At 59.1% G+C, this 26193-nt stretch carries 33 protein-coding genes; 6 read left to right on the top strand and 27 right to left on the bottom strand.

What is annotated here, in order from left to right; genetic code table 11:
* Window positions 1-43: 43 nt before the first annotated feature.
* The 18 genes from rplE to rpsL all read right to left on the bottom strand — a co-directional run bounded on the left by rplE (window position 44) and on the right by rpsL (window position 11656).
* Window positions 44-625: a 50S ribosomal protein L5 gene (gene rplE, locus KCG45_RS11070; RefSeq protein ID WP_218317278.1), complete on the bottom strand. Its 582-nt coding sequence runs from the start codon at window positions 623-625 to the stop codon at window positions 44-46.
* Complete coding sequence (rplX, locus tag KCG45_RS11065; protein ID WP_218317277.1) at window positions 618-938, bottom strand: 50S ribosomal protein L24; 321 nt, start codon at window positions 936-938, stop codon at window positions 618-620. The genes rplE and rplX overlap by 8 nt, the downstream gene beginning before the upstream one ends.
* 1 nt (window position 939) lies before the next feature.
* A complete protein-coding gene (gene rplN, locus KCG45_RS11060) occupies window positions 940-1308 on the bottom strand; it encodes a 50S ribosomal protein L14 (RefSeq protein ID WP_010411138.1) in 369 nt (122 codons plus the stop codon).
* Between the two features lie 82 nt (window positions 1309-1390).
* Complete coding sequence (gene rpsQ, locus KCG45_RS11055; RefSeq protein ID WP_218317276.1) at window positions 1391-1693, bottom strand: 30S ribosomal protein S17; 303 nt, start codon at window positions 1691-1693, stop codon at window positions 1391-1393.
* A 10-nt stretch (window positions 1694-1703) separates the two neighbouring features.
* Entirely contained in the window at window positions 1704-1916 is a 213-nt protein-coding gene (gene rpmC / locus KCG45_RS11050; RefSeq protein ID WP_218317653.1) for a 50S ribosomal protein L29, read from the bottom strand.
* Complete coding sequence (gene rplP, locus KCG45_RS11045; protein WP_190786970.1) at window positions 1916-2350, bottom strand: 50S ribosomal protein L16; 435 nt, start codon at window positions 2348-2350, stop codon at window positions 1916-1918. The genes rpmC and rplP overlap by 1 nt, the downstream gene beginning before the upstream one ends.
* 21 nt (window positions 2351-2371) lie before the next feature.
* Window positions 2372-3067, bottom strand: a complete 696-nt coding sequence (gene rpsC / locus KCG45_RS11040) for a 30S ribosomal protein S3 (RefSeq protein WP_218317275.1) — start codon at window positions 3065-3067, stop codon at window positions 2372-2374.
* Window position 3068: 1 nt separating this feature from the next.
* On the bottom strand, window positions 3069-3452 hold the full coding sequence (rplV, locus tag KCG45_RS11035) for a 50S ribosomal protein L22 (protein WP_218317274.1): 384 nt from the start codon (window positions 3450-3452) through the stop codon (window positions 3069-3071).
* The gene (gene rpsS, locus KCG45_RS11030; RefSeq protein WP_190786967.1) at window positions 3452-3727 is read right to left on the bottom strand and encodes a 30S ribosomal protein S19; all 276 of its coding nucleotides are present in this window, start codon (window positions 3725-3727) and stop codon (window positions 3452-3454) included. Before rpsS ends, rplV begins: the two co-directional genes overlap by 1 nt.
* A gap of 6 nt (window positions 3728-3733) precedes the next feature.
* Window positions 3734-4570 (bottom strand): 50S ribosomal protein L2, encoded by an 837-nt coding sequence (rplB, locus tag KCG45_RS11025; RefSeq protein ID WP_218317273.1) that lies wholly within the window; start codon window positions 4568-4570, stop codon window positions 3734-3736.
* An 8-nt stretch (window positions 4571-4578) separates the two neighbouring features.
* The gene (locus KCG45_RS11020) at window positions 4579-4887 is read right to left on the bottom strand and encodes a 50S ribosomal protein L23 (RefSeq protein WP_190786965.1); all 309 of its coding nucleotides are present in this window, start codon (window positions 4885-4887) and stop codon (window positions 4579-4581) included.
* Window positions 4880-5503 carry a 50S ribosomal protein L4 gene (gene rplD, locus KCG45_RS11015; RefSeq protein WP_218317272.1) on the bottom strand — a complete coding sequence of 208 codons (624 nt, stop codon included), beginning with the start codon at window positions 5501-5503 and terminating at the stop codon, window positions 4880-4882. The genes KCG45_RS11020 and rplD overlap by 8 nt, the downstream gene beginning before the upstream one ends.
* A gap of 3 nt (window positions 5504-5506) precedes the next feature.
* Entirely contained in the window at window positions 5507-6319 is an 813-nt protein-coding gene (gene rplC, locus KCG45_RS11010) for a 50S ribosomal protein L3 (protein ID WP_218317271.1), read from the bottom strand.
* A 257-nt stretch (window positions 6320-6576) separates the two neighbouring features.
* Window positions 6577-6888 (bottom strand): 30S ribosomal protein S10, encoded by a 312-nt coding sequence (gene rpsJ, locus KCG45_RS11005; protein WP_006831877.1) that lies wholly within the window; start codon window positions 6886-6888, stop codon window positions 6577-6579.
* A 312-nt stretch (window positions 6889-7200) separates the two neighbouring features.
* Entirely contained in the window at window positions 7201-8376 is a 1176-nt protein-coding gene (tuf, locus tag KCG45_RS11000) for an elongation factor Tu (RefSeq protein ID WP_218317270.1), read from the bottom strand.
* 91 nt (window positions 8377-8467) lie between these two features.
* A complete protein-coding gene (gene fusA, locus KCG45_RS10995) occupies window positions 8468-10561 on the bottom strand; it encodes an elongation factor G (protein ID WP_218317269.1) in 2094 nt (697 codons plus the stop codon).
* A 117-nt stretch (window positions 10562-10678) separates the two neighbouring features.
* Complete coding sequence (rpsG, locus tag KCG45_RS10990; protein WP_218317268.1) at window positions 10679-11149, bottom strand: 30S ribosomal protein S7; 471 nt, start codon at window positions 11147-11149, stop codon at window positions 10679-10681.
* A gap of 135 nt (window positions 11150-11284) precedes the next feature.
* Complete coding sequence (rpsL, locus tag KCG45_RS10985) at window positions 11285-11656, bottom strand: 30S ribosomal protein S12 (protein ID WP_007164630.1); 372 nt, start codon at window positions 11654-11656, stop codon at window positions 11285-11287.
* A gap of 403 nt (window positions 11657-12059) precedes the next feature.
* Between rpsL and KCG45_RS10980 the strand changes: the two genes are divergently transcribed.
* Window positions 12060-12659: a GNAT family N-acetyltransferase gene (locus KCG45_RS10980; RefSeq protein ID WP_255548136.1), complete on the top strand. Its 600-nt coding sequence runs from the start codon at window positions 12060-12062 to the stop codon at window positions 12657-12659.
* 161 nt (window positions 12660-12820) lie between these two features.
* Here KCG45_RS10980 and KCG45_RS10975 read toward each other — a convergent pair whose 3' ends face one another.
* Complete coding sequence (locus tag KCG45_RS10975; protein WP_218317267.1) at window positions 12821-14722, bottom strand: ATP-dependent nuclease; 1902 nt, start codon at window positions 14720-14722, stop codon at window positions 12821-12823.
* Window positions 14723-14904: 182 nt separating this feature from the next.
* Here KCG45_RS10975 and KCG45_RS10970 point away from each other — a divergent pair, with 182 nt between their 5' ends.
* Complete coding sequence (locus KCG45_RS10970) at window positions 14905-15423, top strand: hypothetical protein (RefSeq protein WP_218317266.1); 519 nt, start codon at window positions 14905-14907, stop codon at window positions 15421-15423.
* On the opposite strand, the gene KCG45_RS10965 is transcribed toward KCG45_RS10970, so the two are convergent.
* The 4 genes from KCG45_RS10965 to KCG45_RS10950 form a co-directional block, all read right to left on the bottom strand.
* Entirely contained in the window at window positions 15420-15974 is a 555-nt protein-coding gene (locus KCG45_RS10965) for a GNAT family N-acetyltransferase (protein ID WP_218317265.1), read from the bottom strand. The two genes, KCG45_RS10970 and KCG45_RS10965, sit on opposite strands and share 4 nt — an antisense overlap.
* Before the next feature lie 56 nt (window positions 15975-16030).
* On the bottom strand, window positions 16031-16819 hold the full coding sequence (locus KCG45_RS10960; protein ID WP_218317264.1) for a LysR family transcriptional regulator: 789 nt from the start codon (window positions 16817-16819) through the stop codon (window positions 16031-16033).
* 83 nt (window positions 16820-16902) lie between these two features.
* Window positions 16903-17310, bottom strand: coding sequence for a Co2+/Mg2+ efflux facilitator ApaG/CorD (gene apaG, locus KCG45_RS10955; RefSeq protein WP_218317263.1), 408 nt, complete (start codon window positions 17308-17310; stop codon window positions 16903-16905).
* A 162-nt stretch (window positions 17311-17472) separates the two neighbouring features.
* Window positions 17473-18102, bottom strand: a complete 630-nt coding sequence (locus tag KCG45_RS10950) for a 2-hydroxychromene-2-carboxylate isomerase (protein ID WP_218317262.1) — start codon at window positions 18100-18102, stop codon at window positions 17473-17475.
* Between the two features lie 301 nt (window positions 18103-18403).
* Between KCG45_RS10950 and KCG45_RS10945 the strand changes: the two genes are divergently transcribed.
* Window positions 18404-18949: a hypothetical protein gene (locus KCG45_RS10945; protein WP_218317261.1), complete on the top strand. Its 546-nt coding sequence runs from the start codon at window positions 18404-18406 to the stop codon at window positions 18947-18949.
* Window positions 18950-19185: 236 nt separating this feature from the next.
* On the opposite strand, the gene KCG45_RS10940 is transcribed toward KCG45_RS10945, so the two are convergent.
* Window positions 19186-20709, bottom strand: coding sequence for a SulP family inorganic anion transporter (locus KCG45_RS10940; protein WP_218317260.1), 1524 nt, complete (start codon window positions 20707-20709; stop codon window positions 19186-19188).
* Between the two features lie 392 nt (window positions 20710-21101).
* On the opposite strand from KCG45_RS10940, the gene KCG45_RS10935 reads away from it, so the two are divergent.
* On the top strand, window positions 21102-21440 hold the full coding sequence (locus KCG45_RS10935) for an excalibur calcium-binding domain-containing protein (RefSeq protein WP_218317259.1): 339 nt from the start codon (window positions 21102-21104) through the stop codon (window positions 21438-21440).
* On the opposite strand, the gene KCG45_RS10930 is transcribed toward KCG45_RS10935, so the two are convergent.
* Complete coding sequence (locus KCG45_RS10930; RefSeq protein WP_218317258.1) at window positions 21437-22654, bottom strand: trans-sulfuration enzyme family protein; 1218 nt, start codon at window positions 22652-22654, stop codon at window positions 21437-21439. The two genes, KCG45_RS10935 and KCG45_RS10930, sit on opposite strands and share 4 nt — an antisense overlap.
* 19 nt (window positions 22655-22673) lie before the next feature.
* Entirely contained in the window at window positions 22674-23213 is a 540-nt protein-coding gene (locus KCG45_RS10925; protein ID WP_218317257.1) for a TetR/AcrR family transcriptional regulator, read from the bottom strand.
* Between the two features lie 78 nt (window positions 23214-23291).
* Between KCG45_RS10925 and KCG45_RS10920 the strand changes: the two genes are divergently transcribed.
* Both KCG45_RS10920 and KCG45_RS10915 read left to right on the top strand, forming a co-directional pair.
* On the top strand, window positions 23292-23699 hold the full coding sequence (locus KCG45_RS10920; protein ID WP_218317256.1) for a hypothetical protein: 408 nt from the start codon (window positions 23292-23294) through the stop codon (window positions 23697-23699).
* A gap of 45 nt (window positions 23700-23744) precedes the next feature.
* Complete coding sequence (locus KCG45_RS10915; RefSeq protein ID WP_218317255.1) at window positions 23745-25091, top strand: phospholipid carrier-dependent glycosyltransferase; 1347 nt, start codon at window positions 23745-23747, stop codon at window positions 25089-25091.
* On the opposite strand, the gene KCG45_RS10910 is transcribed toward KCG45_RS10915, so the two are convergent.
* Window positions 25088-26191, bottom strand: a complete 1104-nt coding sequence (locus KCG45_RS10910; RefSeq protein WP_218317254.1) for a glycosyltransferase family 2 protein — start codon at window positions 26189-26191, stop codon at window positions 25088-25090. The genes KCG45_RS10915 and KCG45_RS10910 overlap by 4 nt on opposite strands.
* Window positions 26192-26193: the final 2 nt, after the last annotated feature.

Raw genomic sequence — 26193 nt, 5'->3', positions numbered from 1 at the left:
TGGACTTAAGCTCTCTTACCTTCTGTTTCGGTCATGAAACGGCTCACGCCGCTTCTTTCTGTTCGCTCTTGGCTTCGCCCTGGAAAGGGAAGCCGAAAAGACGCAGCAATTCGCGCGCCTCTTCATCGGTGTTCGCGGTCGTGGTCACGATGATGTCCATGCCGCGAACTTTTTCGATCTTGTCGTAGCTGATCTCCGGGAACACGATCTGTTCCTTGAGACCCATCGCGTAATTGCCGCGACCGTCGAACGACTTCGGGTTGAGCCCGCGAAAGTCGCGGATGCGTGGCATTGCGATGGTTACGAGACGATCCATGAATTCGTACATGCGGTCGCGGCGCAAGGTAACCTTGCAGCCGATCGGCATGCCTTCGCGCAGCTTGAACTGTGCAATCGACTTCTTCGCCTTGGTGATAACCGGCTTCTGACCGGCGATCAGCGCCATTTCCTCAGCAGCGATCTGGACCTTTTTCTTGTCCTGGCTCGCTTCGCCCACACCCATATTGAGAGTGACCTTCTCGAGGCGCGGGACCTGGAGACGGTTGGTGTAACCGAACTTTTCAGTCATCGCCTTGACGATCTCGTCCTCAAAGCGGGACTTCATGCGTGGAGTGTAATCAGCCATCGATGGTCTCCCCACTCTTTACGGCAACGCGCACCTTCTTGCCGTCCTTCATTTCGAAGCGGACACGGGTGGGCGCATCATCCTTGGGATCGGCCACAGCAACCTTGGCGATGTGCATCGGGGCCGGAAAACGGTCGATGCCACCTTGTGGGTTCTGCTGGCTCGGCTTGCGGTGACGAGCGACGACATTGATGCCTTCGACAACGATCTTGCCATCTTTCGGCAAGACCTGCTGGACGGTGCCGGTGCGGCCCTTGTCCTTGCCCGAAAGCACGACAACCTTGTCGCCCTTCTTGATCTTAGCGGATGCCATCTTAGAGCACCTCCGGTGCGAGCGAGATGATCTTCATGAAGCCGCGGCCGCGCAGTTCGCGCACAACCGGGCCAAAGATACGAGTGCCGATCGGCTCTTCGCTCTTGTTCACGAGGACCGCAGCGTTGCTGTCAAAGCGGATCACGCTGCCATCGGGACGACGAACGTCCTTCTTGGTGCGAACGATCACGGCGCGATGAACATCGCCCTTTTTGACCTTTGCGCGCGGTTGAGCTTCCTTCACGGAAACCACGATCACGTCGCCAACGGAGGCAAACCGGCGCTTCGACCCACCCAGCACTTTAATGCACTGGACGCGCTTTGCGCCGCTGTTGTCCGCGACGTCGAGATTGGATTGCATCTGGATCATTGATCCGTTCCTTCTCTTGGCTTTCCGGGACTTGCTTTGGGCCTTAGAGACCGAAAACCCGCCCGGGAGTTCCTACGTCAAATTACTCGGCACCACCGGGGGTGGCTTCGGCGACTTCGAGATCGGCCTCGACTGCCTGCGTACCGCCGGCAACTACCCGATCCTTCACAGCCCAAGTCTTGGTCTTGGAGATCGGCTTGGTCTCCTCGATCCGGACGATGTCGCCCATGGAAAATTCGTTCTTCTCGTCGTGAGCGTGGTACTTCTTCGAACGGCGAATGATCTTCCCGTAAAGCGGGTGTTTCACCTTCCGTTCGACCAGCACGGTCACGGTCTTGTCGGTCTTGTCGGAGGTGACAGTCCCGACGAGGATACGTTTCGGCATTGTCTGCTCCTTACGCCTTTTCAGCGGCGGCTTTGACCGCACGCTCGTTTTGCAGCGTTTTTATCTGCGCGATATTGCGGCGCACCTCGCGAATACGCGAAGGCTTCTCCAGCTGGTTGGTCGCCGACTGGAAACGCAGGTTGTACTGCTCGCGCTTGAGCTCGGTCAGTTCCGTGCTCAGCTGATCATCGGTCTTCGTGCGAAGATCTTCGATATCGGCCATCATTCGCCTCCCAGGTGGCTGGTGTCACCCAGACGGGCGACGACTTTGGTCTTGATCGGAAGCTTCATCGCGGCGCGCTCGAAAGCGGCTGCTGCGATCGGTCCCGAAACGCCGTCGAGCTCGAACAGGATCCGGCCCGGCTTTACCCGAGCAGCCCAGTATTCGACCGAGCCTTTGCCCTTACCCTGACGAACTTCGGCAGGCTTCTTGGACACGGGCACATCCGGGAACACGCGGATCCAGAGACGACCCTGACGCTTCATGTGACGCGTGATCGCGCGGCGAGCCGCTTCGATCTGGCGTGCGGTGATCCGCTCCGGTTCGAGAGCTTTCAGACCATAGGAGCCAAAGTTCAGCGTGGTGCCGCCCTTTGCGTCGCCCTTGATCCGGCCCTTGAAGGCCTTGCGGTACTTGGTTTTCTTCGGTTGCAGCATGGCTTTTTCCTAATCCTGCAATCAGCGAGCCGGACGAACGCCGGAGGTCTGCGATTCCATCATCAATCGGTCCTGTGCGGTCGGATCGTGAGCGAGAATTTCGCCCTTAAAGACCCAAACCTTGATGCCGATGATGCCGTATGCAGTCAGCGCTTCGGTTTCAGCGTAATCGATGTTGGCGCGCAGCGTATGGAGCGGAACGCGACCTTCGCGGTACTGCTCGACACGGGCGATTTCAGCACCGCCGAGACGGCCGCCGCACACGATCTTGATGCCTTCCGCACCGAGACGCATGGCCGACTGCATGGCGCGCTTCATCGCGCGACGGAAAGCCACACGGCGAACCAGCTGGTCAGCGATACCCTGAGCGACGAGCTTCGCATCGATTTCCGGCTTGCGGATTTCGACGATGTTCAGCTTCACTTCGCTTTCGGTCATCGTGGCAAGCTTCTGACGCAGCTTTTCGATGTCTGCGCCTTTCTTGCCGATGATGACACCGGGGCGAGCCGCGTAGATCGAGATGCGGCACAGCTTGGCCGGACGCTCAATCACAACCTTCGAAATCGCTGCCTGTGTCAGATTCTCGACGATGTACTTGCGGATCTTGATATCTTCGCTGAGCAGCGCGGCATAGTCACGCCCTTCGGCGTACCAGCGGCTGTCCCAGGTGCGGTTGATCTGCAGGCGCAGACCGATCGGATTGCTCTTCTGGCCCATCTTACGCCTCTTCTTCTTCCTGTTCGCGAACCACGATACGCAGCTTGCTGAACGGCTTCAGGATACGGGTCGACTTACCACGGCCACGTGTGTGGAACCGCTTCATGGTGATCGCCTTGCCAACCGAAGCCTCGGCCACGACGAGCGCGTCGACATCGAGATCGTGGTTGTTTTCCGCGTTGGCGATCGCCGATGCGAGAACCTTGCTGGCATCCTTGGCCATCGCCTTCTTGGAGAAGGAAAGGATGTTCAAGGCTTCTTCGGCCTTCTTGCCGCGAATCAGCTGCGCAACGAGATTCAGCTTCTGCGCCGAACCGCGAATCTGCGTACCGACAGCCAGAGCCTCGTTATCCGCAACGCGGCGTGGTGATTTTGCCTTGCTCATTAGCGCTTGCCCTTCTTGTCGGCAGCATGACCGGGGAAGCTGCGCGTTGGCGCGAATTCACCGAGCTTGTGGCCGACCATTTCTTCCGAAACGGAGACGGGAATGAATTTCTGTCCGTTATAAACGTTGAAGGTCAGCCCAACGAACTGCGGCAGGATTGTGGAGCGGCGCGACCAGGTCTTGATCGGCTTGCTGCTGCCAGCTTCCTGTGCGTCCTCTGCCTTTTTGAGCAGGCTGAGCTCGACAAACGGACCTTTCCATACGGAACGTGCCATCGTGTCTTACCTCTTCTTCTTCGCGTGACGCGAACGGATGATCATCTTGTCCGTCTGCTTGTTCTTACGAGTGCGGGCACCCTTGGTCGGTTTGCCCCACGGGGTCACCGGATGACGGCCACCTGACGTACGACCTTCACCACCACCATGGGGGTGATCGACCGGGTTCTTTGCGACACCGCGTGTGAGCGGACGGCGACCCTTCCAGCGGGTGCGACCGGCCTTGCCGAAATTCTGGTTCTGGTTGTCGGGGTTCGAAACCGCGCCAACCGTTCCCATGCAATCGGAACGCAGATAACGCTGCTCGCCCGAGTTCAGGCGGACGATAACCATGCCGCGGTCACGGCCGACGAGCTGGACATAAGTGCCAGCACTGCGAGCGATCTGGCCGCCCTTGCCCGGCTTCATCTCTACATTGTGACAGATGGTGCCGACCGGCATCTGGCCCAGAAGCATGGCATTGCCCGGCTTCGTATCGACCTTCTCGCCGGCAAGAACAGTATCACCGACAGCGAGACGCTGCGGGCAGAGGATGTAAGCCAGTTCGCCGTCTTCGTATTTCAGAAGAGCGATGAAAGCCGTGCGGTTCGGGTCGTATTCGATCCGTTCGACAGTCGCGGGAACATCCCACTTGCGCCGTTTGAAATCGATGAAGCGGTACTTCTGCTTGTGACCGCCGGCGATACCACGCGAGGTGACATGGCCTTTATTGTTACGACCGCCCGTCTTGCGCTTGCCTTCAGTGAGCGACTTGACCGGTCCACCTTTGTGGAGACCGGACTTGTCGATCAGGATGAGGCCGCGGCGCGCGGGGCTCGTTGGTTTATAGTTCTTGAGTGCCATGATCCGCCTCAAATACCGCTGGTGATGTCGATCATCTCGCCATCAGCGAGCCTCACGACAGCCTTTTTGAAATCCGAACGCTTGTAGGGCTTGCCCCTCCAGCGCTTCGTCTTGCCTTTGGTGAGAATGGTGTTCACCGCGACGACCTTCTTGTCGTAGATCGCCTCAACCGCTTCTTTGATCTGCGGCTTAGTCGCGTCATTCGCCACCTTGAAAACCACCGCGTTGTTCTCCGAAGCCATAGTCGACTTTTCGGTGATGTGCGGGGCCAGGATCACGTCGTAGTGACGCGCATCGATGCCATCTTTCTTAGCCATTGAAGCGCGCCTCCAGCTTTTCGACAGCGTCCTTGGTCAGGACCAGCGTGTCGTGGTTGAGAATGTCGTAGACGTTGGCACCCGCTGCCGGGAGCACGTTCACGCCCGGAAGGTTGCCGGCAGCCTTCTTGAAGCCGTCGTCAACACTTTCGCCGTCGATCACGAGCACCTTGCCGGCAAAGCCGTGCTTGGCGAGGTGACCTTTGAGCGTCTGCGTCTTGGCTTCTTTCAGCGTGAGGCTGTCGAGGACAACAAGGCCGTCCTTCGCCTTGCTCGAAAGCGCCATTTTCAGACCGAGTGCGCGGATTTTCTTGTTCAGCGACTGGTTGAAATCACGCTTCCGCGCGCCATGGGCCTTACCGCCGCCGATAAAGATCGGAGCGCCGCGATCGCCGTGACGAGCGCCGCCCGAACCTTTTTGCGGGCCATATTTCTTGCCGGTGCGGGCAACGTCCGAACGCTCACGCGTGGGACGTGCGGTCGCACGGCGGTTTTCGAGCTGCCAGGTGACAACACGGTGCAGGATGTCTGCGCGCGGCTCGACGCCGAATACGGCATCGCTCAGCTCGATGTCACCCGACGCCTTCCCGTCGATTTTCTGGACCTTCACCTTCATGGCTTAGTCTTCCTTCTTCTCGTCGCCGGCGGGAGCGTCGGCTGCCGGGGCGCAATCGCCTGCGGCTGCTTCTTCGCCCTGCGACGGGGTTTCGATGGTCTCGCCTTTCGGAGCCTCGGCTTCGGTCTGCGGCGCAGCCGTTTCGACGAGCGCTGCCGGGAACGGAAGATCGTCAGCGGCGGCAAGCTTGATCGCGTCGCGAACCAGCAGCCAGCCATTCTTCGAACCAGGGACCGAACCCTTTACGAAGATCAGGCCGCGGTCAGCATCGGTACGAACCACTTCGAGGTTCATCTGGGTACGCTGGCGATCACCCATGTGACCGGCCATTTTCTTACCCTTGAACACACGCCCTGGATCCTGACGGTTACCCGTCGAACCGTGCGAACGGTGTGAGATCGAGACGCCGTGCGTTGCGCGAAGACCACCAAAGCCCCAACGCTTCATGGCGCCGGCAAAGCCTTTACCCTGGGTGTGACCGGTGATGTCAACTTTCTGGCCGGCAACGAAGTGATCGGCGCTGATCAGAGCACCGACTGGCGGCAGCCCTTCTTCGCTTTCGACCCGGAATTCTGCAACGCGCTTCTTCAGCCCGACACCGGCCTTGCCGAAATGCTCGCGCTGCGGCTTCGCCACGTTTTTCTGTTTTGCTTCGCCTGCACCCAGCTGGACTGCGAAATAGCCGTCCGTATCTGCGGTGCGGTGCGAGACGACCTGGCAATCTTCCAGAGCGAGAACCGTAACGGGCACGTGCCGTCCGTCCTCCTGAAAGAGGCGGGTCATCCCTACCTTCTTTGCGATCACGCCTGTGCGCATCGTCTAAACTCCTACACAGAGGCACCAAGGGACCATCCCAAGGTGCTTGCCAGCCCAAATTGTCATGCATCGCCCCGTCCGGGCTGAGTGCCGCCCCGCCCTGTCGGGCAGTTTGGCTAGACGGGGGACGCAGCCCGGTTAGAACCGGCGGTATCCCAATGTCTTGCCGATCCGGTTTCAGATCGACGGGGCCGTTGGAGCCCCGAAATCGCCTGGCGGTTTAAGGTCCGTCCAGAAAGACCGGTCGAAAAAGCGGCTTAGGCCAGCTTGATCTCGACGTTGACGCCTGCAGCAAGATCGAGCTTCATCAGCGCATCGACCGTCTGGGCGTTCGGCTGCACGATGTCGAGCAGTCTTTTGTAGGTGCGCACCTCGAACTGCTCGCGCGACTTCTTGTCGATGTGCGGACCGCGGTTCACAGTGAACTTCTCGATACGCGTCGGCATGGGAATGGGGCCACGAATAAGAGCACCCGTACGACGCGCTGTGTCTGCAATCTCTCCAGTAGCCTGGTCGAGAACGCGATGGTCGAACGCCTTGAGGCGAATACGGATATTCTGTGCTTCCATTACCTATACCGATGCGAAAGAGCCAAGGAGCGTTTTACCGCTCCCAAAAATAAAAGGCCCACCCTGTTTCCCCGGTTTCCCGGACGGGAGGCCCCATGAATTTCGTTGCAACGGAAACGAATCCCCGTTGGCTTGGTCGCGCATATACGTAGACGTGGAGATTCTGGCAACCCCGAAAGCCTACGAATTTCGCGCTAATCTTGCGAGGCGCCCGATACCGCTATGGGTAAAACGCGCCTCACATAAATTGGGGCCCGGCTCTCAGGTGAGAACCGGGCCCCGAATTTAATGCGCTCCGAAAGGAACGGCGACTTACTTCGTGATCGAGCTCACAACGCCCGAACCCACGGTACGGCCGCCTTCGCGGATTGCGAAGCGAAGACCTTCGTCCATGGCGATCGGTGCGATAAGCTTGACGTTGATCGTTACGTTGTCGCCCGGCATCACCATCTCGGTACCGTCGGGAAGGATTACTTCGCCGGTCACGTCGGTGGTGCGGAAGTAGAACTGCGGACGGTAGTTCGCGAAGAATGGTGTGTGACGGCCACCTTCGTCTTTCGACAGAACGTACACTTCTGCGCTGAACTCGGTATGCGGATTAACCGAACCTGGTTTCGCGAGAACCTGACCACGCTCGACATCTTCACGGCCGACGCCGCGGATCAGAGCGCCGATGTTGTCGCCAGCTTCACCCGAATCGAGCAGCTTGCGGAACATTTCAACGCCGGTAACGGTCGTTTTCTGCGTGTCCTTGATGCCGACGATTTCAACTTCGTCGCCAACATTGACCTTGCCGGTTTCGACACGGCCGGTGACAACCGTACCACGACCCGAGATCGAGAATACGTCTTCGATCGGCATCAGGAAGTCTTTGTCCACCGGACGATCGGGCTGCGGGATGTGGTTGTCGACAGCATCCATCAGTTCGCGGATCGACTTCTCGCCGATTTCTTCGTCGCGGCCTTCGAGAGCGGCGAGAGCCGAACCCTTGATGATCGGAATGTTGTCGCCATCGAAATCATACGAGCTGAGCAATTCGCGAACTTCGAGTTCAACGAGTTCGAGGATTTCCTCGTCGTCGACCTGGTCAACCTTGTTCATGTAAACGACCAGCGCCGGAACACCGACCTGACGGGCAAGCAGGATGTGCTCGCGGGTCTGCGGCATGGGGCCGTCGGCAGCGTTCACAACCAGGATCGCGCCGTCCATCTGAGCGGCACCGGTGATCATGTTCTTCACGTAGTCGGCGTGACCCGGGCAATCGACGTGCGCATAGTGACGTGCGTCGGTTTCGTATTCGACGTGAGCCGTCGAAATCGTGATGCCGCGCTCGCGCTCTTCGGGAGCCTTGTCGATGTTTGCGAAATCGACAGCCGAACCCATGACCTTGGTGATGGCCGCAGTCAGCGTGGTCTTGCCATGGTCAACGTGACCGATGGTGCCGACGTTTACGTGCGGCTTGTTCCGCTCAAATTTTTCCTTCGCCATTTCGAAAATAACCTCTGTTAGAAAATGAAATCGTGCGGGAGAAAGGCGGTGCCCGCTGAATCAGGCGCCGCCCCTATACCGGCTTGCTCGCTTAAGCAAGCTTCTCCTTAACCTCTTGCGCCACACTTGCCGGGACTTCGTCGTAGTGGCTGAACTGCATCGTGTACTGGGCACGGCCCTGTGTGAACGAACGCAGCTCGTTAACGTAGCCGAACATATTGGCCAGCGGCACGAATGCTTCGACTGCCTGGGCATTGCCGCGGCTGTCCGTACCCTGGATCTGGCCACGACGGCTGTTCAGATCGCCGATGACATCGCCGAGGTAATCCTCAGGCGTGACAACTTCAACCTTCATCACCGGCTCAAGCAGCTTGATACCGGCCTTCTGAGCCGCTTCGCGCATTGCACCACGACCGGTGATCTCGAACGCAACCGTGCTCGAGTCGACGTCGTGGTATTTGCCGTCGATCAGGCGAATGGTGAAATCGATGATCGGGAACCCGACCAGGAAGCCACTTTCAGCCTGCTCGCGCATCCCTTTTTCCACAGACGGGATGTATTCGCGCGGAATGTTACCGCCCTTGATCTCGTCCTCGAAGATGATGCCCTGGCCGCGCTCGCCCGGTGTCACGACAACCTTGGCTTCACCGAACTGACCCGAACCACCCGACTGTTTCTTGTGGGTGTAGGTGAGCTCGACTTCGCGGCCGAGCGATTCACGGTACGCCACCTGAGGTGCACCGACATTGGCTTCGACCTTGAATTCGCGCTTCATACGATCGACCAGGATGTCGAGGTGAAGCTCGCCCATGCCCTTGATGATCGTCTGGCCCGATTCGTGATCGGTCGTGACACGAAAGCTGGGGTCCTCGGCAGCAAGGCGATTGAGCGCGACGCCCATCTTTTCCTGGTCGGCCTTGGTCTTTGGCTCCACGGACAGCTCGATAACCGGATCCGGGAATTCCATCCGCTCGAGGATGATCGGCTTGGACGGATCGCACAGCGTATCACCGGTCGTCGTTTCCTTGAGACCCGCAATCGCGACGATATCACCGGCAAATGCCTCATCGATGTCCTCGCGATTGTTCGAGTGCATCAACAGCATGCGGCCGATCTTTTCCTTCTTGTCCTTTACCGAGTTCAGGACGCCACCCTTGGACAGCTGACCGGAATAGATGCGGGTGAAGGTGAGCGAGCCGACGAACGGGTCGTTCATGATCTTGAACGCGAGTGCGGAGAACGGCGCGTCATCGTTCGATTCACGCGTGTCTTCTTCGTCGCTATCGGGCTTTACACCCTTAATCGCAGGAACGTCGAGCGGGGAAGGCATGTAATCGACCACTGCATCGAGCAGCGGCTGAACGCCCTTGTTCTTGAACGCCGAGCCGCACAGCACCGGCACGAATGCGCGGTCCATTGTGCCTTTGCGGATAAGCCGCTTCAGCGTCGCTGCGTCTGGCTCTTCGCCTTCGAGATAGGCTTCCATGACATCGTCATCCTGCTCGACGACGGTCTCGATCAGCTTTTCGCGATACTCGGCAGCCTTATCGGCAAGGTCGGCCGGGATATCGATGTAGCTGAACTCGGCGCCAAGGCCGTCGTTTTCCCAAACGATGCCGCGATTGTTGACGAGGTCGACCACACCCTTGAGATCTGCTTCCGTACCGATCGGAAGATAAAGGACTAGCGGCGTCGCGCCGAGGCGATCGATGATCGACTGAACGCAGTAATAAAAGTCCGCACCGGTCCGATCCAATTTATTGACAAAGCACATGCGAGGCACGCCGTACTTGTCGGCTTGGCGCCATACGGTTTCGGATTGCGGCTCAACTCCGGCCACGCCGTCAAACACCGCGACCGCGCCGTCGAGTACGCGCAGCGAACGTTCGACTTCGATCGTGAAGTCCACGTGTCCGGGCGTATCGATGATGTTGATGCGGTGCTTTGGACCCTGACCGTCTTCGGCGGACCAGAAAGTCGTGGTCGCAGCCGAGGTGATCGTGATCCCGCGCTCCTGCTCCTGCTCCATCCAGTCCATCGTCGCGGCGCCATCATGCACCTCGCCGATCTTGTAGGACTTTCCGGTGTAGTACAGAATACGCTCTGTCGTGGTGGTCTTGCCGGCATCGATGTGAGCCATGATGCCGATATTGCGATAGCGCTCCAGCGGATACTCGCGGGCCATAATTTATTCCTTAAGCGTCAGTGGGGGCCGCCTGCGAAGCGGGTCGGCTCCCCATATAGTGACGATTGTGACGGGCGAAAGACGTGGCCAGGACCAGCCGCTCGCCCATCCACAATCTTACCAGCGGTAGTGCGAGAACGCGCGGTTCGCATCGGCCATGCGGTGCGTGTCTTCGCGCTTCTTCACGGCGTTGCCGCGGTTGTTGGCGGCATCCATCAGCTCGCCCGAGAGACGCGCGCTCATGGTCGTTTCAGGACGACCGCGCGCGGCACCGATGAGCCAGCGGATGGCGAGAGCCTGGGCACGCTCGGGGCGAACCTCGACCGGCACCTGGTACGTCGCACCACCGACACGGCGGCTGCGCACTTCGACCTGCGGCTTCACATTGTTGAGCGCGTCGTGGAACAGCTGCACCGGATCGGTCTTGGCCTTGGCTTCGACCGTTTCGAACGCGCTGTACACGATACCTTCTGCAACGGCTTTCTTGCCGTCCAGCATCAGGTTGTTCATGAACTTCGAAAGAACCTGATCACCGAACTTGGGATCAGGAAGGATAACCCGCTTTTCGGGCCTACGACGACGTGACATATTTCTAAACTCCTTCGGAGTGTCCGCTCATATCCATGAGCGTCCTGGCTGTGCCGGCCCTCTCCCCCGCCCTTCCACCCGGAGATTATCCGTGATGGCAGAAGGGCGGAGGAGAGGCCCGTCACAGCGCCTCAATTACTTCGGACGCTTGGCGCCGTACTTCGAGCGGGATTGCTTGCGATCCTTGACCCCTTGCGTATCGAGCACGCCGCGAAGGACGTGATAGCGAACGCCGGGAAGGTCGCGAACACGGCCGCCGCGGATGAGCACAACAGAGTGCTCCTGCAGGTTGTGGCCTTCGCCCGGGATGTAGGAGATGACTTCGCGCTGGTTCGTCAGGCGCACCTTGGCGACCTTACGCAGAGCGGAGTTCGGCTTCTTCGGCGTCGTGGTGTAGACGCGCGTGCAGACACCGCGCTTCTGCGGGTTCTGCTCCATCGCAGGGACCTTGGACTTGGCCTTCTGCGGAGTGCGGCCCTTGCGGACCAGCTGGTTGATCGTCGGCATAAGTTACTCTTCACCGTTATATTGGCGGCGACTTGGGAGTGATATGCGTGGAGGAAGCTTGGCAGAAGCGCCCTCGCCTGCACGGGCAAAGCCTGTGCGCGGGGCCATTCGACCAAGCTGAAACGCTCCACCCAGATCGGACCCTTCGGCCACCGGGTTACTTTGACGGATGCCCTACCAAGCGCGCCTTCGTGAGAAGGTTCGCCCCAATAGAAAAGGCTTTGCTTCTATGGGCAAAGCCTGCGGGACAGGACCGGCAATGTTCAGCTCTATTGTCTCAAGGGGACTCGCGAGGGGTCCGCTTGGATTGGGCGCAGATAGGGGAGTGTTGGATTTGGGTCAAGGACCTGGAGGCCAGCTTTTTTCGCGCTGTCACTGCGCAAACCCATGCTAATACACTCCCATGCAGCGACCGCGTGCCCAACCCCTGCAAATCGAAACCCGGCTGGAGAACGGCAGTCCGGTCTGCATCCGCACCATTCGCGAGGAGGACCGCGAGCTGATGCGCGTCGGCATCGAGAAAATGTCGCAGCGGTCGCGCTATCTTCGGTTCTTCTCCGGCGCGCGCTCCGCCCCCGAATGGGTGATAGAGCGCCTTGTCGCAGCCGACGGGCACGATCACATCGCATGGGGCGCGCTCGACATGGCCGGGGATGACAAGCCCGCGATCGGCGCAGTCCACGCGTTTCGCGACGAGGAAGACGACGATTGCGCCGAATTCTCGGTCGCCGTGCTGGACGAGTATCACGGCCTGGGCCTTGGCAAGCTGCTGACGGCGACCATCCTGCTCGATGCACGGGAAGAGGCAATCACCGAATTCGAGGTCAACATACTGGCGGACAATGCCGGCGCAAAGGACTTCACCCGCTCGCTGGGCGGGCGGTTGGTCGACAGCGATCGTGATGTTCTCGAATATGTACTCGACGTGGAAACCGCGATTGTTCGGCTGAAGGCGGATTGCGACCCGCCCGGCATTACAGAGGTCTTCAAGGCTTTTGCGTGAACGGCGGAAAAAGCTTGCCTGCATAGCGCCGCCCGAAAATATGAGGCCTTGCTTGTGACAGCAAGACCTGCGGGACAGGACCGGCAATGTTCAGCTCTATTGTCTCAAGGGGACTCGCAAGGGGTCCGCTTGGGCGGGGCGCAGGTCGGGGAACGGGGGGATCAAGGGTGAAGATCGTCGAGGTCAGTACCAAGTTTCGTTAACAAGTTCTTTGTTTTGGCTATGAAACTATTTCCCAGAGGAACATACTCACCCTTTGCCAGCATTTCTTGAAAGAATCGCTGTATTTGTTTTTTGTTGGGCTTCTTTGTTAGACGAAGGTGATCGCGAATTTTTTCACGCGCACGTTCATCGAGAAGGCTCTCTATATCTTTTGCGCCCGGCACATAATCTTGGATAGTTCTGAGCGCGTCCGACCTTGCTCCAAAATCACTGGAATAGCGCGCCTTTTCCTTGAGTCCTGCCCCATCAGAGTCCAACATGAAAAGGAACTTGGTGCCCCAACCAACGCTGAGGGAGATGAGAGCGCTGAAGGTCCCTGATCCGGTCGCTGGCAAGAGCCTCAAATCGTCAGGACCAAATCTTCTTCGTACATATTCGAGCAAGTGATAATCAGACTTTCCCTCAACAACAATGCTAGGCAGGGAATAATCGAATCGCGACGGAACCACGTCAAGACGATCCTTGATCGGCTGAAAATAGCTCGTGTCACTTGGGTTCTCATTGAGGAAAGCGCGGTACCTTGCAGCTCTAATGTCGAGAGCTTCATCATCAATTAGCGCGTTCCCAATTATGCTGCCATCAGGTGCGTCGGCTCTGTTCGTAACGATGAAGCACTGCTCAAGCCAAGCTGGGTCAATCATATAGTGGCTATGCGTGCTGTAGATGAGCATATTGTTGCCGGTCGCAATTTCAGGGAAGCTCTCTATCAGCTTTTGCTGAGCAGCGGCATGAAGGTTTGATGCGGGCTCATCGAACAAAAATAGGAGAGGGCGGCCGGACGCACTCGACACTCGGAACTGCGTAAAAAGCAAGAATGCGAAGAACCAACGAAATCCAAGCGAGCGATCATTCACCTTAAATCTTCGCGAACCATCCTTGATTTCAAACCAAACATAAATGTCATGTAGATCACTTGGCTCCAATGACTTAGTTTCTGCATTATATTTTCGGCCTTCCTCCAATTCATACTCGACCGCGACTTCTTTGCCGCTTGCATCTTCACCGAAAATCTTATTCCATTTTCCGAGCACCACGTGGGTCATAGATGCAGATGCGCGATCAACGATCTGCTTAACCTTTGCCCTTGAATCGCCCATCGTCCACTTGGGGAGGAACTCACTCCACGCCATAAGCAATTCGGGCGCACGCACGCGTCGAATTATGTCATCAGTCGTGTATCCTTGCCCGTCATTTGATAGAACATCGGCAAAGACTGATTTATAGAATCGACTAAAAGAACCACGCCGAGGAGTGAGGTAAATCCGGTCAGGAAAATCGAATATGAATGTGGGATAGTAAGCAATGGCTGGAACGTATGCATAGAAACAATTCCATATTAGCGATATATCTTCTGGCGTTTGTTTCCTAAAGTTTCTTTGCTTTTTCTTTTTTACCTTCGGAAGAAAGTCCATTTCGACGAAATCACCCTCGAAATCACCGCGGTCGAAGCGGTGGATCTTGTTGATAACGATTCTATCAGGAAAATCCCCTTTCTCAATCTGAAGATCGTATTCATCCAACGCATACTCGCGGATTTTCTCTTCATCGCCATCCTGCAGCACAACCGTTGCCTCAACTGAGACATCACCGGAAAAATTGGCAAGCTTGTGCCTTGGAACTCGAGCCTGGGCTATCGTGGCATCTTCTTCACTTTCCGCAGTAATCAATTTCCCGGATAGATCGTCGGGAGCAAAACTATGGATCGCTTCGAGCAGTGTGGTCTTCCCGCTTTCATTCAAGCCGACTAAGGAAAATACATTCACGTTAGTCAATGAACGAAGATCGACTGTCGTATCTTTGATACCTTTGAAGTTCTTTATCGAAAACTTCTCATAGCGCATACACTAGCTTCTCATATTTTAATTCATCTGCTGGCCAACCCTTATAATTACCCACGCAAACTGCAAATTTCATGGATGAGTTTTCCGCGCATAATTTTGCCTGAAGCAAGTCGCCTATCCGAATGGCAAGCTCGGAGATTGATTTTCCTACTTCACCGGAATGTGCATGTTCCCGCCGAGCCATGACCAAGCTCACCAACCATCGGAAGACCCCCCGCGAGGCCACCTCCGCCGTCGCCTTCTCCGCCGACCCGCCTGCGCCTGACGATCCGCTGCTTGACTTCGCACCGGTTCCGCACAAGCGGCCGCGTCGCAACTCGATCACGCCCGATCTCCAGCGCGAATTCATCGCGCATCTCGCCGCCACCGGGATCGTCACCTCCGCAGCCAGGCATATCGGCAAGTCCAAAGAGGCGATCTACAAGCTTCGCGAGCGGCCCGGGGCAGAAGAGTTCAACGCGGCGTGGGACGAGGCGCTCACCTGGGGCGTGCTGCGGCTGGAGGATTGCGCGATCGAGCGCGCCATGGCCGAGGGGCTTTACAACACCAGGGCGAATTCGATGCTCGCCTTCGTGCTCAGCTACCGGGGCCGCTACCGCGTCGACATGCGCGAGATCGTGCCCGGCCATCCGCTGTACGAGGATATTCGCGAGGAGGTGCTGGAGGACGCGCAGGCGGAGGGCTGGCGCCCCCCGGTCTAACGCGCGGGCGGAGCGGCCTTGTCCCGCTCGCTTCTGAGCAAGCCGTACCAATACACGTCGCACAGCCCGATATGGCTCGTCTCGTGCTCGCGAAAATGCGCCTCGCGGGTGAAGCCGAGGTCGTCGAGCAGGCGGATCGAGGGCCGATTGCGCGTGTCGACCTCTGCGGTGAGCTTGCGTGCGCCGCCTTCGTTTGTGGGAAGCGCGAACAGGTGTGCGACCAGGGCGGCTGTGCACTCGCGCGCGATGCCCTCGCCCTGACGGTCGCGGCACACGATGTAGCCGATCTCCACGAAACCGCTTTCATGCGCAGGGGAAGCGACGAAACGCCCGGCGACGGCGCCGCCTGCATCCTCGGCGATCCAGGTGCGGCCTGGCCATTCGGGATCGGAAAGCCAGCTCCACAGCTCCTCTTCATCGGCAAACGCCTCGCGCGTGAGATACAGGCACTGCTCGGGGTCGGACAGCGTGGGCAGCAGCGCGCCCGCATCCCCGCGCCGCAGCGGGCGCATGGTGAATCGGTCGGTAGTGAGGACAGGAACGTCGGTCATGCCCGCGCTGATACGCGAGGCAAGGCAGAGTGCAAGACTGGCCGGGTGCGGCGAAGCTACGCGGTGAGGAAGGCGACGAGCGCTTTCACCTTCTTGCTGCGCCATTGCGGGGTCGGCGCGACAAGCCAGTATGCGCGGCGGCTCTCTTCCGGATCGCCCTGCGCGAGCAATGTCCCGCTTTCGAGCGCGTGGGCGACCAGCGGCCGGGGCAACACCGTGCGCCCCATCCCGGCGAGCGCAGAGGACAGCGCCTGCCCGGCGCTCCCCGCTTTGATGCACGGCTTCACCCCTTCGGGAAGCGCTGCGCCGGGCCAGTCGATCCACGCATCGCGGTGCTGTGGCGCGGCGACGGTGACGCGCTCTGCCGGGGCGAGCTGGACCCCTTCGAGATCACCCGGCCCATCGACTAGGCGGATCGCGAGATCGAGGTTCGCTTCGGTAAAATCGGCGTTCTCATCCGCTACGAAGCTGTAGAGCACGCCGGGCGTATCGTTCTGGAACACGGCGAGGCGCGGGGCGAGCCATTCGGCGTAGAACTCGCGCGGGGCCGCGATGGTGTAGCGGTCTGAGGATTGCCCAGCCTGCATGGACTGCACGCTCTCTTCGAACCGCAGGAAACCCTCGCGCAAGGCATCGAGCCCGGCTTCGCCTTCCGGCGTCAGTTCCAACCCCTTGCTCGTGCGGCGAAACAGGACCACGCCGAGGTGATCCTCCAAGGCGCGGATTTGCTGCCCCACCGCTGCGGGCGTCACCGCAAGCTCATCCGCCGCGCGGGTGAAGGAGAGGTGACGAGCTGCCGCGTCGTAGACGCGCAGGGCATTCAAGGGGAGGTGCGTGCGTTTCACAGCGGCCTGCTTTAACGCGCTATGCGATCATCGCAAGCCACTGCGATGCGACCGGTCGCCGCGGCGTCCGATCAGCGGCGTAGTCAGCGGTTGTCGTCGGCGGTTTCTGGCGCAGCGAGCGGGAAAAACGGAATGCGCACCTCCAGCGGAGATCCATCGCCCCGCAGGAAAGTGTAGAACCCTTCCATCGAACCGTGCGGTGTCGTCAGCGGGCAACCCGACACGTAATCGTGGCTTTCGCCCGGTTGCAGCATTGGCTGCTCACCGACAACGCCCTCTCCATCGACATGGTTCACCATGCCGCGCGCATCGGTGATACGCCAATGGCGGGTGCGCAGCTGCAACGGTTCATGCGAGCCGTTCTCTATGCGGATATGGTAAACCCAAAACCACTTACCCGCCTCCGGATGGGATTGCTCGGGCAGAAAGTTGACAGCGACCCGAACGGTAACCCCGTCGGTCATGGCAGCGTGTTGGAACAGCTCTTTCATAGCAAACTCAAGGTAACGATTCTCTTTTGCGTAACAAGAGCACCAACCCGGTTAATCCCCGCTGTATTCCCAATCCGTTGAAATTTCGCCGAGGAATGAAGCCATCAATGTCCGCCAAGCCGAAGCGATCTTTTCGCACTGACGGATGCCGTCTGACGGGCTCTACCCCTTGGCCAGTTCTTCTTCGACCTGGCCTAGCCGTTCCTTACCAAAGAACATTTCGTAACTTGCTTCATCCGCGCCGTTCTTGCCGACGAACATGGTGGGTATGCCGAAGGCTCCGCGCTCGACTGCTTTGTCTGTGTTCGCGGCGAGGCCCTGTTTGACTTCGTCCGTTTGCGAGCGGGCGAAAAGGTCAGCCGCGTCGAAACCGGCAGCGGCGATCACCTCGCCCAGAGCCTCGGGATCGGCGATATCGACACCGTCTTCCCAGATTGCAGGCAGCAGGCTCTCTGCGAACTGGACGCCGCGCCCGTCCTGATCGGCGGCGAAAAGCATGCGCTGGAGGAGGATCGAATTGAACGGAAATTGCGGATGAAGCTTGTATTTGCTCAGCCCGTGCGTGGCGATGAAGCGCTGCATTTCGAGCATCGCGTACTCATTCTTGCCCTTCACTTCCGCGTCGCGAACCATTGGCGGCGCGTTGCCTGTAATGCGATGCATCCCGGCGAGAAAGACAGGCACGATATCGAGCTCTGCCCCGGTACGCTTGATTACGTTGCGCAGTGGCCACCAGACGAGGTAGGCGTTTGGGCTGACGAAATCGAAAATCAGCTCGACACGGTCGGCCATTTGCATTTTCTCCCGAATGAGCGCGATGACTTGCACGCGCGGAAGCAAAGAGCAAGGCGGGCGCGGCTCGGTTTAAACGCCAATGGGGTGAGACTCTTATTGGACGTCTGCGTTGAATTCGCCCAGACCGAAAGCGGACTTTCCACTTGCGACCCCAGTGTCAGACGCCAATATCAACAAGCCTACCTGACGAAACCGGACAGAGCTTTTGTGGGTGACATTTCTACATGTTCGTTTTGCATCTTTGGTAACTCTTGCTTGATACGTAGTAGGCCAATCTTGTTTCTTGCTGGGTAGTACGATGACCCGAGCGTACGAGTTCGACATCCGTGTATCTGCGAAAAGCAGAGCCCTGACTCGCTTGTTTATCTCTTCGGTGTTCGCGACGGGACTCATTATCTCTGGTCTCTATTTGCTTCCCAGATTTACGGTCTGGGACTCCTTAGCAAGCGCGCTGGCGACAGGGGACGGATGGGCATTTTTAGGACTCATCATGGTTGCTTTTGGCATTTATGCTGGCGTCAAAGTGGCCGTATTCGCCATAAAAAGCCTAGGTAAATCTGGATATTGGCATTTCCGATTGGCCGACGGCCATTTAAGTTGGGATGTGCCAGACCACATGCATGGCGAAGAAATAGGCTTTCGCTCAGCTTTGTCCGAAATCAGCTCAATCGAGTGCCGTACGATTGAAAGATGGGAGCAGGCAAATATCCGCGAGTATTGGCTTCACTTTCACGACCGCTACTCGATTCAACTCCAATCCTATTCAGGGGTCTCGCTGTCATGGCTGGCATTTCAAATCCGGGATGCCGGAATCGAGTACCGCGATACGACTATAGAAGGCTGACATACGCCCATGGGTTCGTTCAGTACTGAGGTGGGTCATTGGGTTCGCGAAGTTTACCGGAACCGGATAAAACGAAAGCCATCAAAAGCACGAAAAAACTACGTCCGTTTCCACGCTGCACAGCCAAAAACAAGACCGTCCGCTTCCCACCCCTTGTCGGACATATCCCAGCGATGATCGTGGCTCCGAAAGCGGCCGCTTTGAATGCAGCGCTCAGGCATGGACGACCAATCCGCTCAAACCGACTTCATCGGCGCCAGGCCCAGCTCGATCCCCGTGCGGTCCTCCAGCGCGAACCTGTCGAACAGGTCGGCGCTTGCCGAATTCAGGCCCACGACCCGCGTATGGCGGCCGTTGCGGCGCATGCGCTCGATCACCTTTTCCAGCGCGCCAATGGCAGAGATATCCCAGAAATGCGCCTTGCTCACGTCGATAACGACATGGTGCGCGGCATCCTCATAGCGGCTTTCCGGGCCGAGCATCTTCATGAACTTGTCACCGCTGGCGAAGAAAATCTCTCCGGTCACGACATAGACGGCGCTATGCGGGCGGCGGATACGCTCGACCGTGAACATATTGCGGACCTTGCCGGCGAAGAAGATGCCTGAAAGCAGCACACCGACGAGCACACCCAGTGCGAGGTCGTGCGTCCAGACAACCACGATCACCGTCGCGATCATAACCGCAGAACTCGTTGGCGGGTGGCGGCGCAGGTTGGGGATCGAATTCCAGCTGAAAGTGCCGATGCTGACCATGATCATCACGGCAACCAGCGCGGGCATCGGAACCTGGCCAACATAAGGGCCGAGCACCGTAAGCAGGAACAGCAGGAACGCGCCTGCGGTGAAGGTCGACAAACGCCCGCGCCCGCCCGACGCCACGTTGATGACCGACTGGCCGATCATCGCGCAGCCGCCCATCCCGCCAAAGAACGCCGCCGCGATATTGGCGACGCCCTGCCCGGCGCTTTCGCGTTGTTTGTTGCTGTCGGTGTGGGTCATGTCGTCCACGATCTGCGCGGTGAGTAGGCTTTCGAGGAGGCCAACCGCGGCCATGGTCAGCGAGAAAGGGGCAATGATACGGAGCGTTTCCCATGTGAGGGGAACGTCGGGGATTGCGAAGAAAGGCAGGCCATCGGGCAGCTCGCCCTCGCCAGCGACATTGTTGACCGGCAGGCCCCAAACCATCGCGGCGGCTGTCAGCAACACGATCGCGACCAAGGGGCTCGGCACGGCTTTGGTGATGCGCGGCAGCAGATAGATGATACCGAGACCGATTGCGACCATCGCATAGGTATACAGATTGACGCCATCCTGCGACGGATCGAGCTGCGGGATCTGTGCCATGAAAATGAGGATTGCGAGCGCGTTGACGAAACCGGTGATGACACTGCGGCTGACGAACTGCATGAGCAGGTCGAGCCGTAGGATCGCCGCTATGCCCTGGAAAACACCCATCAGGATCGTCGCAGCAAACAGGTATTCGACACCATAATCGCGCACCAGCGGGATCACGACCACGGCCACAGCGGCGGTCGCAGCCGAAATCATTCCCGGACGCCCGCCGGTTAGCGCGATGACCATCGCGATCACGACCGAAGCATAGAGACCAACGCTCGGATCGACACCGGCGATCAGCGCAAATCCGATCGCTTCGGGGATAAGCGCGAGCGCGACGACCACCCCTGCCAGGATGTCCGCCTTCGGTTGGCCGAGCCAGTCACGCCGCAACGTGGCCGCAAAAGAGCGGTCTGCAATCATATTCAAGTTCCAGACTATACCCGTCGAGGGTGTGCAGGACGGGTCCCGCAAGGAGAGTTAAGGTGTCACTAGAGATCAATGCTGCAATGCACAACAACGCAGTTGAGCTACGGCGATCATGGTAAACGCGGCGTTTCCTGCGATTGGACCGGTTCCGTTAGGAAAGGACCGGTATAAACTCACGTGTCTGCGGCGCATAGAGCCCGTAGTCATCGCAATTCAAAGAGGGTGGTCCCTCGCATTGAACCGTTCCGAACGGCCCCCGAGAGAATACGCACGAAGCGGGGCCGATGTGCATGAAGCCGGGTATGCTCCCACAGGAGTGACCCGGCTTTTTGCGTGTTGGGCCAAGCATTAACACATGCGGGTCCCGTGCATGATATGCTCAGATCATGGTAAAGGCGCTCTCCGCATCTGCCTTCAGCGCGATCATCGCGCTAGGACTGGCTTCGATACCGGTATCGGCGGTGATCGCGCACCCCGGCGGACTCAATGCGGAAGGCTGCCACAACAACCGCAAGACCGGCGAATACCATTGCCATCGAAATCCGCGCGCAAGCAGGCCGGTACAAGAAGCCCAGTCGATCCAGGGCGATGTGTATTATCGCAATTGCGATGCCGCGCGAGCGGCTGGGGCGGCGCCGATATATCGCGGACAGCCAGGCTACAGATCGGCGCTCGACCGCGACAATGACGGGGTGGCGTGCGAGCCGTATCGCGGTAGGCGCTAGATCCCTGCCGCAGCCAAGGCCCGGTCCATGTCCTCGGTCAGGTCGGCGATATCTTCTAGTCCGACATTGATCCGCAGCAGCCCTTCGGTCACGCCCATTTCAGCGCGGGCGTCTTCTCCCATATTCGCGTGGGTCGTGCTTGCCGGATGGCACATCAGGCTCTTGGAATCGCCAATATTGTTCGAGATATCGATCAGCTCCATCGCATCGAGGATCGCGAAGGCCCGTTCCCTCGTCCCGACATCGAAGGCAAAGATCGGTCCCGTTGCATCCATTTGCGCGAGCGCAAGATTGTGGCGCGGATGGCTCGCAAGGCCGGGATGGCGCATTTCCCCCCCGACTTTCACGATGCGCGGTTCTAGCAATTCGCCCAGCGCTACAGCGCTTCGGCTCTGGTGATGGGCGCGCAGCGACAGCGTCTCCAGCCCCTTGTGAACAACCCATGCGTTAAACGGTGAAAGCGTCGGCCCGGTGTTGCGCTGGAACGGCATCAGCGTTTCGGTGATCCATTCCTCGGAGCCGCAAATTGCCCCAGCCAGCACCCTGCCCTGCCCATCCATCAGCTTGGTCGCACTGTAGGCGATTATGTCTGCGCCGAATTCCATCGGGCGCTGCAAGGCGGGCGAGGCGAAAGCGTTGTCCACCACGCTTGTAATACCGTGCGCCTTCGCGAGATCGCAAACATGCTTCAGGTCGACGACATCGAGCGTCGGGTTTGCCGGAGTCTCGAAGAAAAACACCTTGGTGTTGGGCCGGATCGCGGCTTCCCATTGAGTGTTGTCGGCGCTGTCGATCACGGTCGTTTCGATTCCGAAGCGCGGCAGCAGGTTATCCACCAGCCAGCGGCACGAACCGAACGCCGCTCTCGCCGCAACGCAGTGATCCCCCGCCGATAGCTGGCAAAGCAGCGCCGCTGTCATCGCTGCCATTCCACTTGCCTGTGCGCGGCACGCCTCTGCGCCTTCGAGCAAGGCAATGCGCTCCTCAAGCATCGCTACCGTCGGGTTCTGAAGGCGTGAATAGGTCATGCCTTCCGCATCGCCCGCGAACCGATCAGCGACCGTCTGCGCGTCGTCATAGGTATAGCCCGAGGTGAGGAACATCGCTTCGCTTGTCTCGCCATGTTCGCTGCGCCAGGTTCCGCCGCGCACCGCCTGTGTGGCGGGACGCCATTTGCGCGTAGCGGCGCGGTCCATTCCGGTGGTTTTCTTCATGCTCGCACGATTAGGGCGGTTAGAGCTGGCCCGCAACCAGCCCGTCGCTCGCCGTGCGCTCGTGCCCGACGACGCCCAGCATCAAGGTGCCTTCGAGCAGCGTCATCAGGAAACGAGCGCCGCCCGCAGGATCGGGATCGTCTGCCGGCATTTGCGTCTCCAGCCAGGCGAGCTGCTTGGTCATCATCTGATCTGCCGCCTCGCGATAGCCAGCTACTCCGCGCGCCGCGCCCGCGACGATTTCCCACCACAGGACAAGAAAATTCTGCATTCCCGGCTGGCGGCCCTGCTCGAGGATTCGCTCGAAGCACTCCTGCCGGGTTTTGGGCCGATCCGGCCCGATGGCCATGTCGAGCGCGGTAGAATACACACCAGCAATGTACTCGAGCAGGTCGATGACGAGCTGCTCCTTGTTGCCGAAATGATAGATCAGCATGCGATCGCTCGTGCCCGCCGCCTTGGCCAGCGGGCGCAGACTCGCTCCGCCTAAGCCATGCTCGAGCACATGCGCCGCCAGCTTGGGCAGCAGGGTTTCGCGGGAGAGAGCAGGATTTGCCATTTTTCCTCTTGTAGCAATTGCTACATTGCGTTACCAGTGTGCGTAGCAACTGCTACACAACGAGCCGGAGAACGATCCATGGACATCCTGCAAACCCTCTTCATCATAACCGCGGCATTCGGCGGAATCGCCCTGATCTATATCCTTGTCGCCAAGCCAACAACCGGGAATGCCACGCTCGCCGCGATGCTTTCCGCCGGATTCGGCGCGTACACCGCTGTGCAGATCTGGCAGGAGGGCGTCGTCATGTTCTGGACCAATCACACCGCCAACCTCACCGGCATCCAAGTTTGGTGGGACCTGATAATGTGCGTGATGATCGCGCTGTTCTTCATCGCGCCTCGCGCGAGAGCGGCCGGTATGAACGTGCTGCCATGGGCGCTGTTCGTTGGCTGCACCGCCAGTATCGGCCTGCTCGCAATGTGCGCCCGGCTCTTCTGGCTGGAGCGCGGCGTCGAGGGACAGGCAAAACCCTCGCCGGCGTAATCGCACTTGCCGCCCGCCACGCGCTTTCCTAAGCGCTGGCGGCATATGTCAGAGGCACCCGCCCAGCCCATTCCTGCACGTTTGCATGAACCCTCAGCGCCGCCCGAGCATCCGCGCGATCCCTGGTTCTGGTGCATTACCATTCCGCTCGTCTTTGGCGCGCTAGCGGCAATACGGCTTACGATTCCCAGCGCGCCATATTTCGACGAGGTGCACTATCTTCCCGCCGCGCGCGAGATCATCGCCATTTGGGGAGATGGCAGCAGGTATATCAACCGCGAGCATCCGTTGCTCGGGAAGGAAATCCTGGCGCTCGGCATTGCCATGTTCGGAGACAATCCGCTCGGCTGGCGGATCATGCCCCTGCTGGCCGGGATCATCACGATTTTCGCAGGCATGCGCGCGATCTGGCATGCAAGCCATGAAAGGTTCGCGACCGCGGCTTTTGGCATCTTGCTGGTGACGGGTTTCCACGTTTTCGTCCACGCCCGCATCGCCATGCTCGATATCTTCATGGCCGCGTTCATTGCACTCGCCGCATGGCAGTTTGCTACCGCGATCCGCGAGCCAGAACGCGGACGGAAGCGATTGGCGCTGACCGGTATCGCGATCGGCTGCGCGATGGCATCGAAATGGAATGCCGTACCGCTCGCCATGTTGCCCGGAGTGGCCTTCTTCGCCGCGCGTCTTTCTGCTGGACGGCGGCGTCTGATCACGAGCAGGCGCGGCATTCCGGTCCCTGGTGTCTCACTGGCCGAGGCGTTCCTCTGGCTCGGTCTGATCCCGGTCATGGTCTACGCACTGACCTTCGCACCGGGATATTGGCTCGGCGATGAATTCCATCCCTCCCCGCTATCGGAAGGCGGACTGTTTGCCTTGCATCAGGAGATCTTGCAGCTGCAAAGACAGGTCATCGCCCCGCATTCGTATCAAAGCAGCTGGCCGCAATGGGTGATGAACATACGCGGCATCTGGTATTTGTACGAGTTCACCGACGGTGCGCAGCGCGGCGTGCTGTTGATCGGCAATCCATTGACGATGCTGCTGGGGCTGCCTGCGCTGCTCTGGTGCACGATAACGGGTTTTTGGAGGAGCGACTGGGCGAAAGTCGCTGTGGTTGCCGGATACGTGATGAGCCTTGGTCTCTGGCTCATCGCACCGAAACCGGTGCAGTTCTATTACCACTATTTCATCCCGAGCTGTTTCCTGCTCGCCGCCTTCGCCCTCACGCTTTCGGATATTCACCGCAGCGAGCAATATCGCTGGATCAGCTATGTCGCATTGGCCGGGTCCGGAGCGGTGTTTGCAGTGTTTTTCACGATCCTGAGCGCTGGTGCGCTCGAGGGGCCGATGAGCTTCGCCAAGTGGACGTGGCTTGCAGGATGGCGCTAAAACCGTCCCCAAACGAACCGGCTCGATAATGCGTAATTCCAGACCGACCCGATGAGGATGCCGGCGAGCGCCGCAAGGGCCCAGAACACGCCCTGGCTTTCGAGCAAGGTGGCGACCGCGACATTGGCGAAACCGCCCACGGCACAGGTGGCGCAGAACCCCACCCATCCTCGCAGGAGAGCTGCGAACCCCTTGAGCCGTTTATCGCGGTAAGTCAGCCAGTTATTCAGCCAGAAATTGAAGCTCATCGCGATGAGCACGGCGAGCGTATGCGCTTTCCAGAAGGTCGCGGTCATTCCCGGAAACAGCGCACCGAGCACTGCGTAGTGAACGATCACGCCCAGTCCGCCGACCGTCCCGAACAGCGCGAAACGCGTTGGGATCACATGCCCAAGTGTCTTGTCGTACAATGCTGCGAGAAAATCGAAGAGGATCGCCCGGTCCAGCTTGCTCTCGCCCTCGCGCCGCGCCGCGAAGTTCAACGGAAACTCTCTGACCCGCAGGGGCGTGGCAGAAGTGGCCAGCAGATCGAACAGGATCTTGAATCCTATGCCGGACAAGCGCGGCGTCATTTCCAGCGCCTGTGATGTGCGAAGCATGAAATACCCGCTCATCGGATCGCTCATCTTCACACCGGTAATCAGACGCGCCGCGCGATTGGCCATTCCGGACAGGCGTTGGCGTTCCGGTTCAGCCCAGTCTTCTGTGCTTGCCCCCTCCGCAAAACGGCTGGCGACGCAGATATCGGCCTCATCCCCCTTGAGCGCACTCAGCATATCCGGCAGCAGCGCGGGATCGTGCTGATGGTCTGCATCCATGACAGCAACGAAAGGCGCGGCGGTCGCGCAAAACCCCTCGATCGCCGCACTGGATAATCCGCGCCGCCCGATCCGCTGGATGATCCGCACCCGGCGGTCGGTCCTCGCCAGATTTCGGCCCTCTTCCGCGGTCCCATCCGTGCTGTTGTCATCGACGATGAGGATTTCCCAACCATCTTCGCCAATGACTGGTCGCAACACATCCGCAATTCGCTGGATCAACGGGCCGAGATTGCCGCGCTCGTTCAGGGTCGGCAGGATGATCGCTAATTCAAGCGGCATGG

The sequence above is a fragment of the Erythrobacter ani genome, assembly GCF_019204025.1.
Lineage (GTDB): Bacteria > Pseudomonadota > Alphaproteobacteria > Sphingomonadales > Sphingomonadaceae > Erythrobacter > Erythrobacter ani.
Note: the sequence above shows the minus strand (reverse complement) of the source record. Positions and strands in the feature narration are given on the sequence as shown.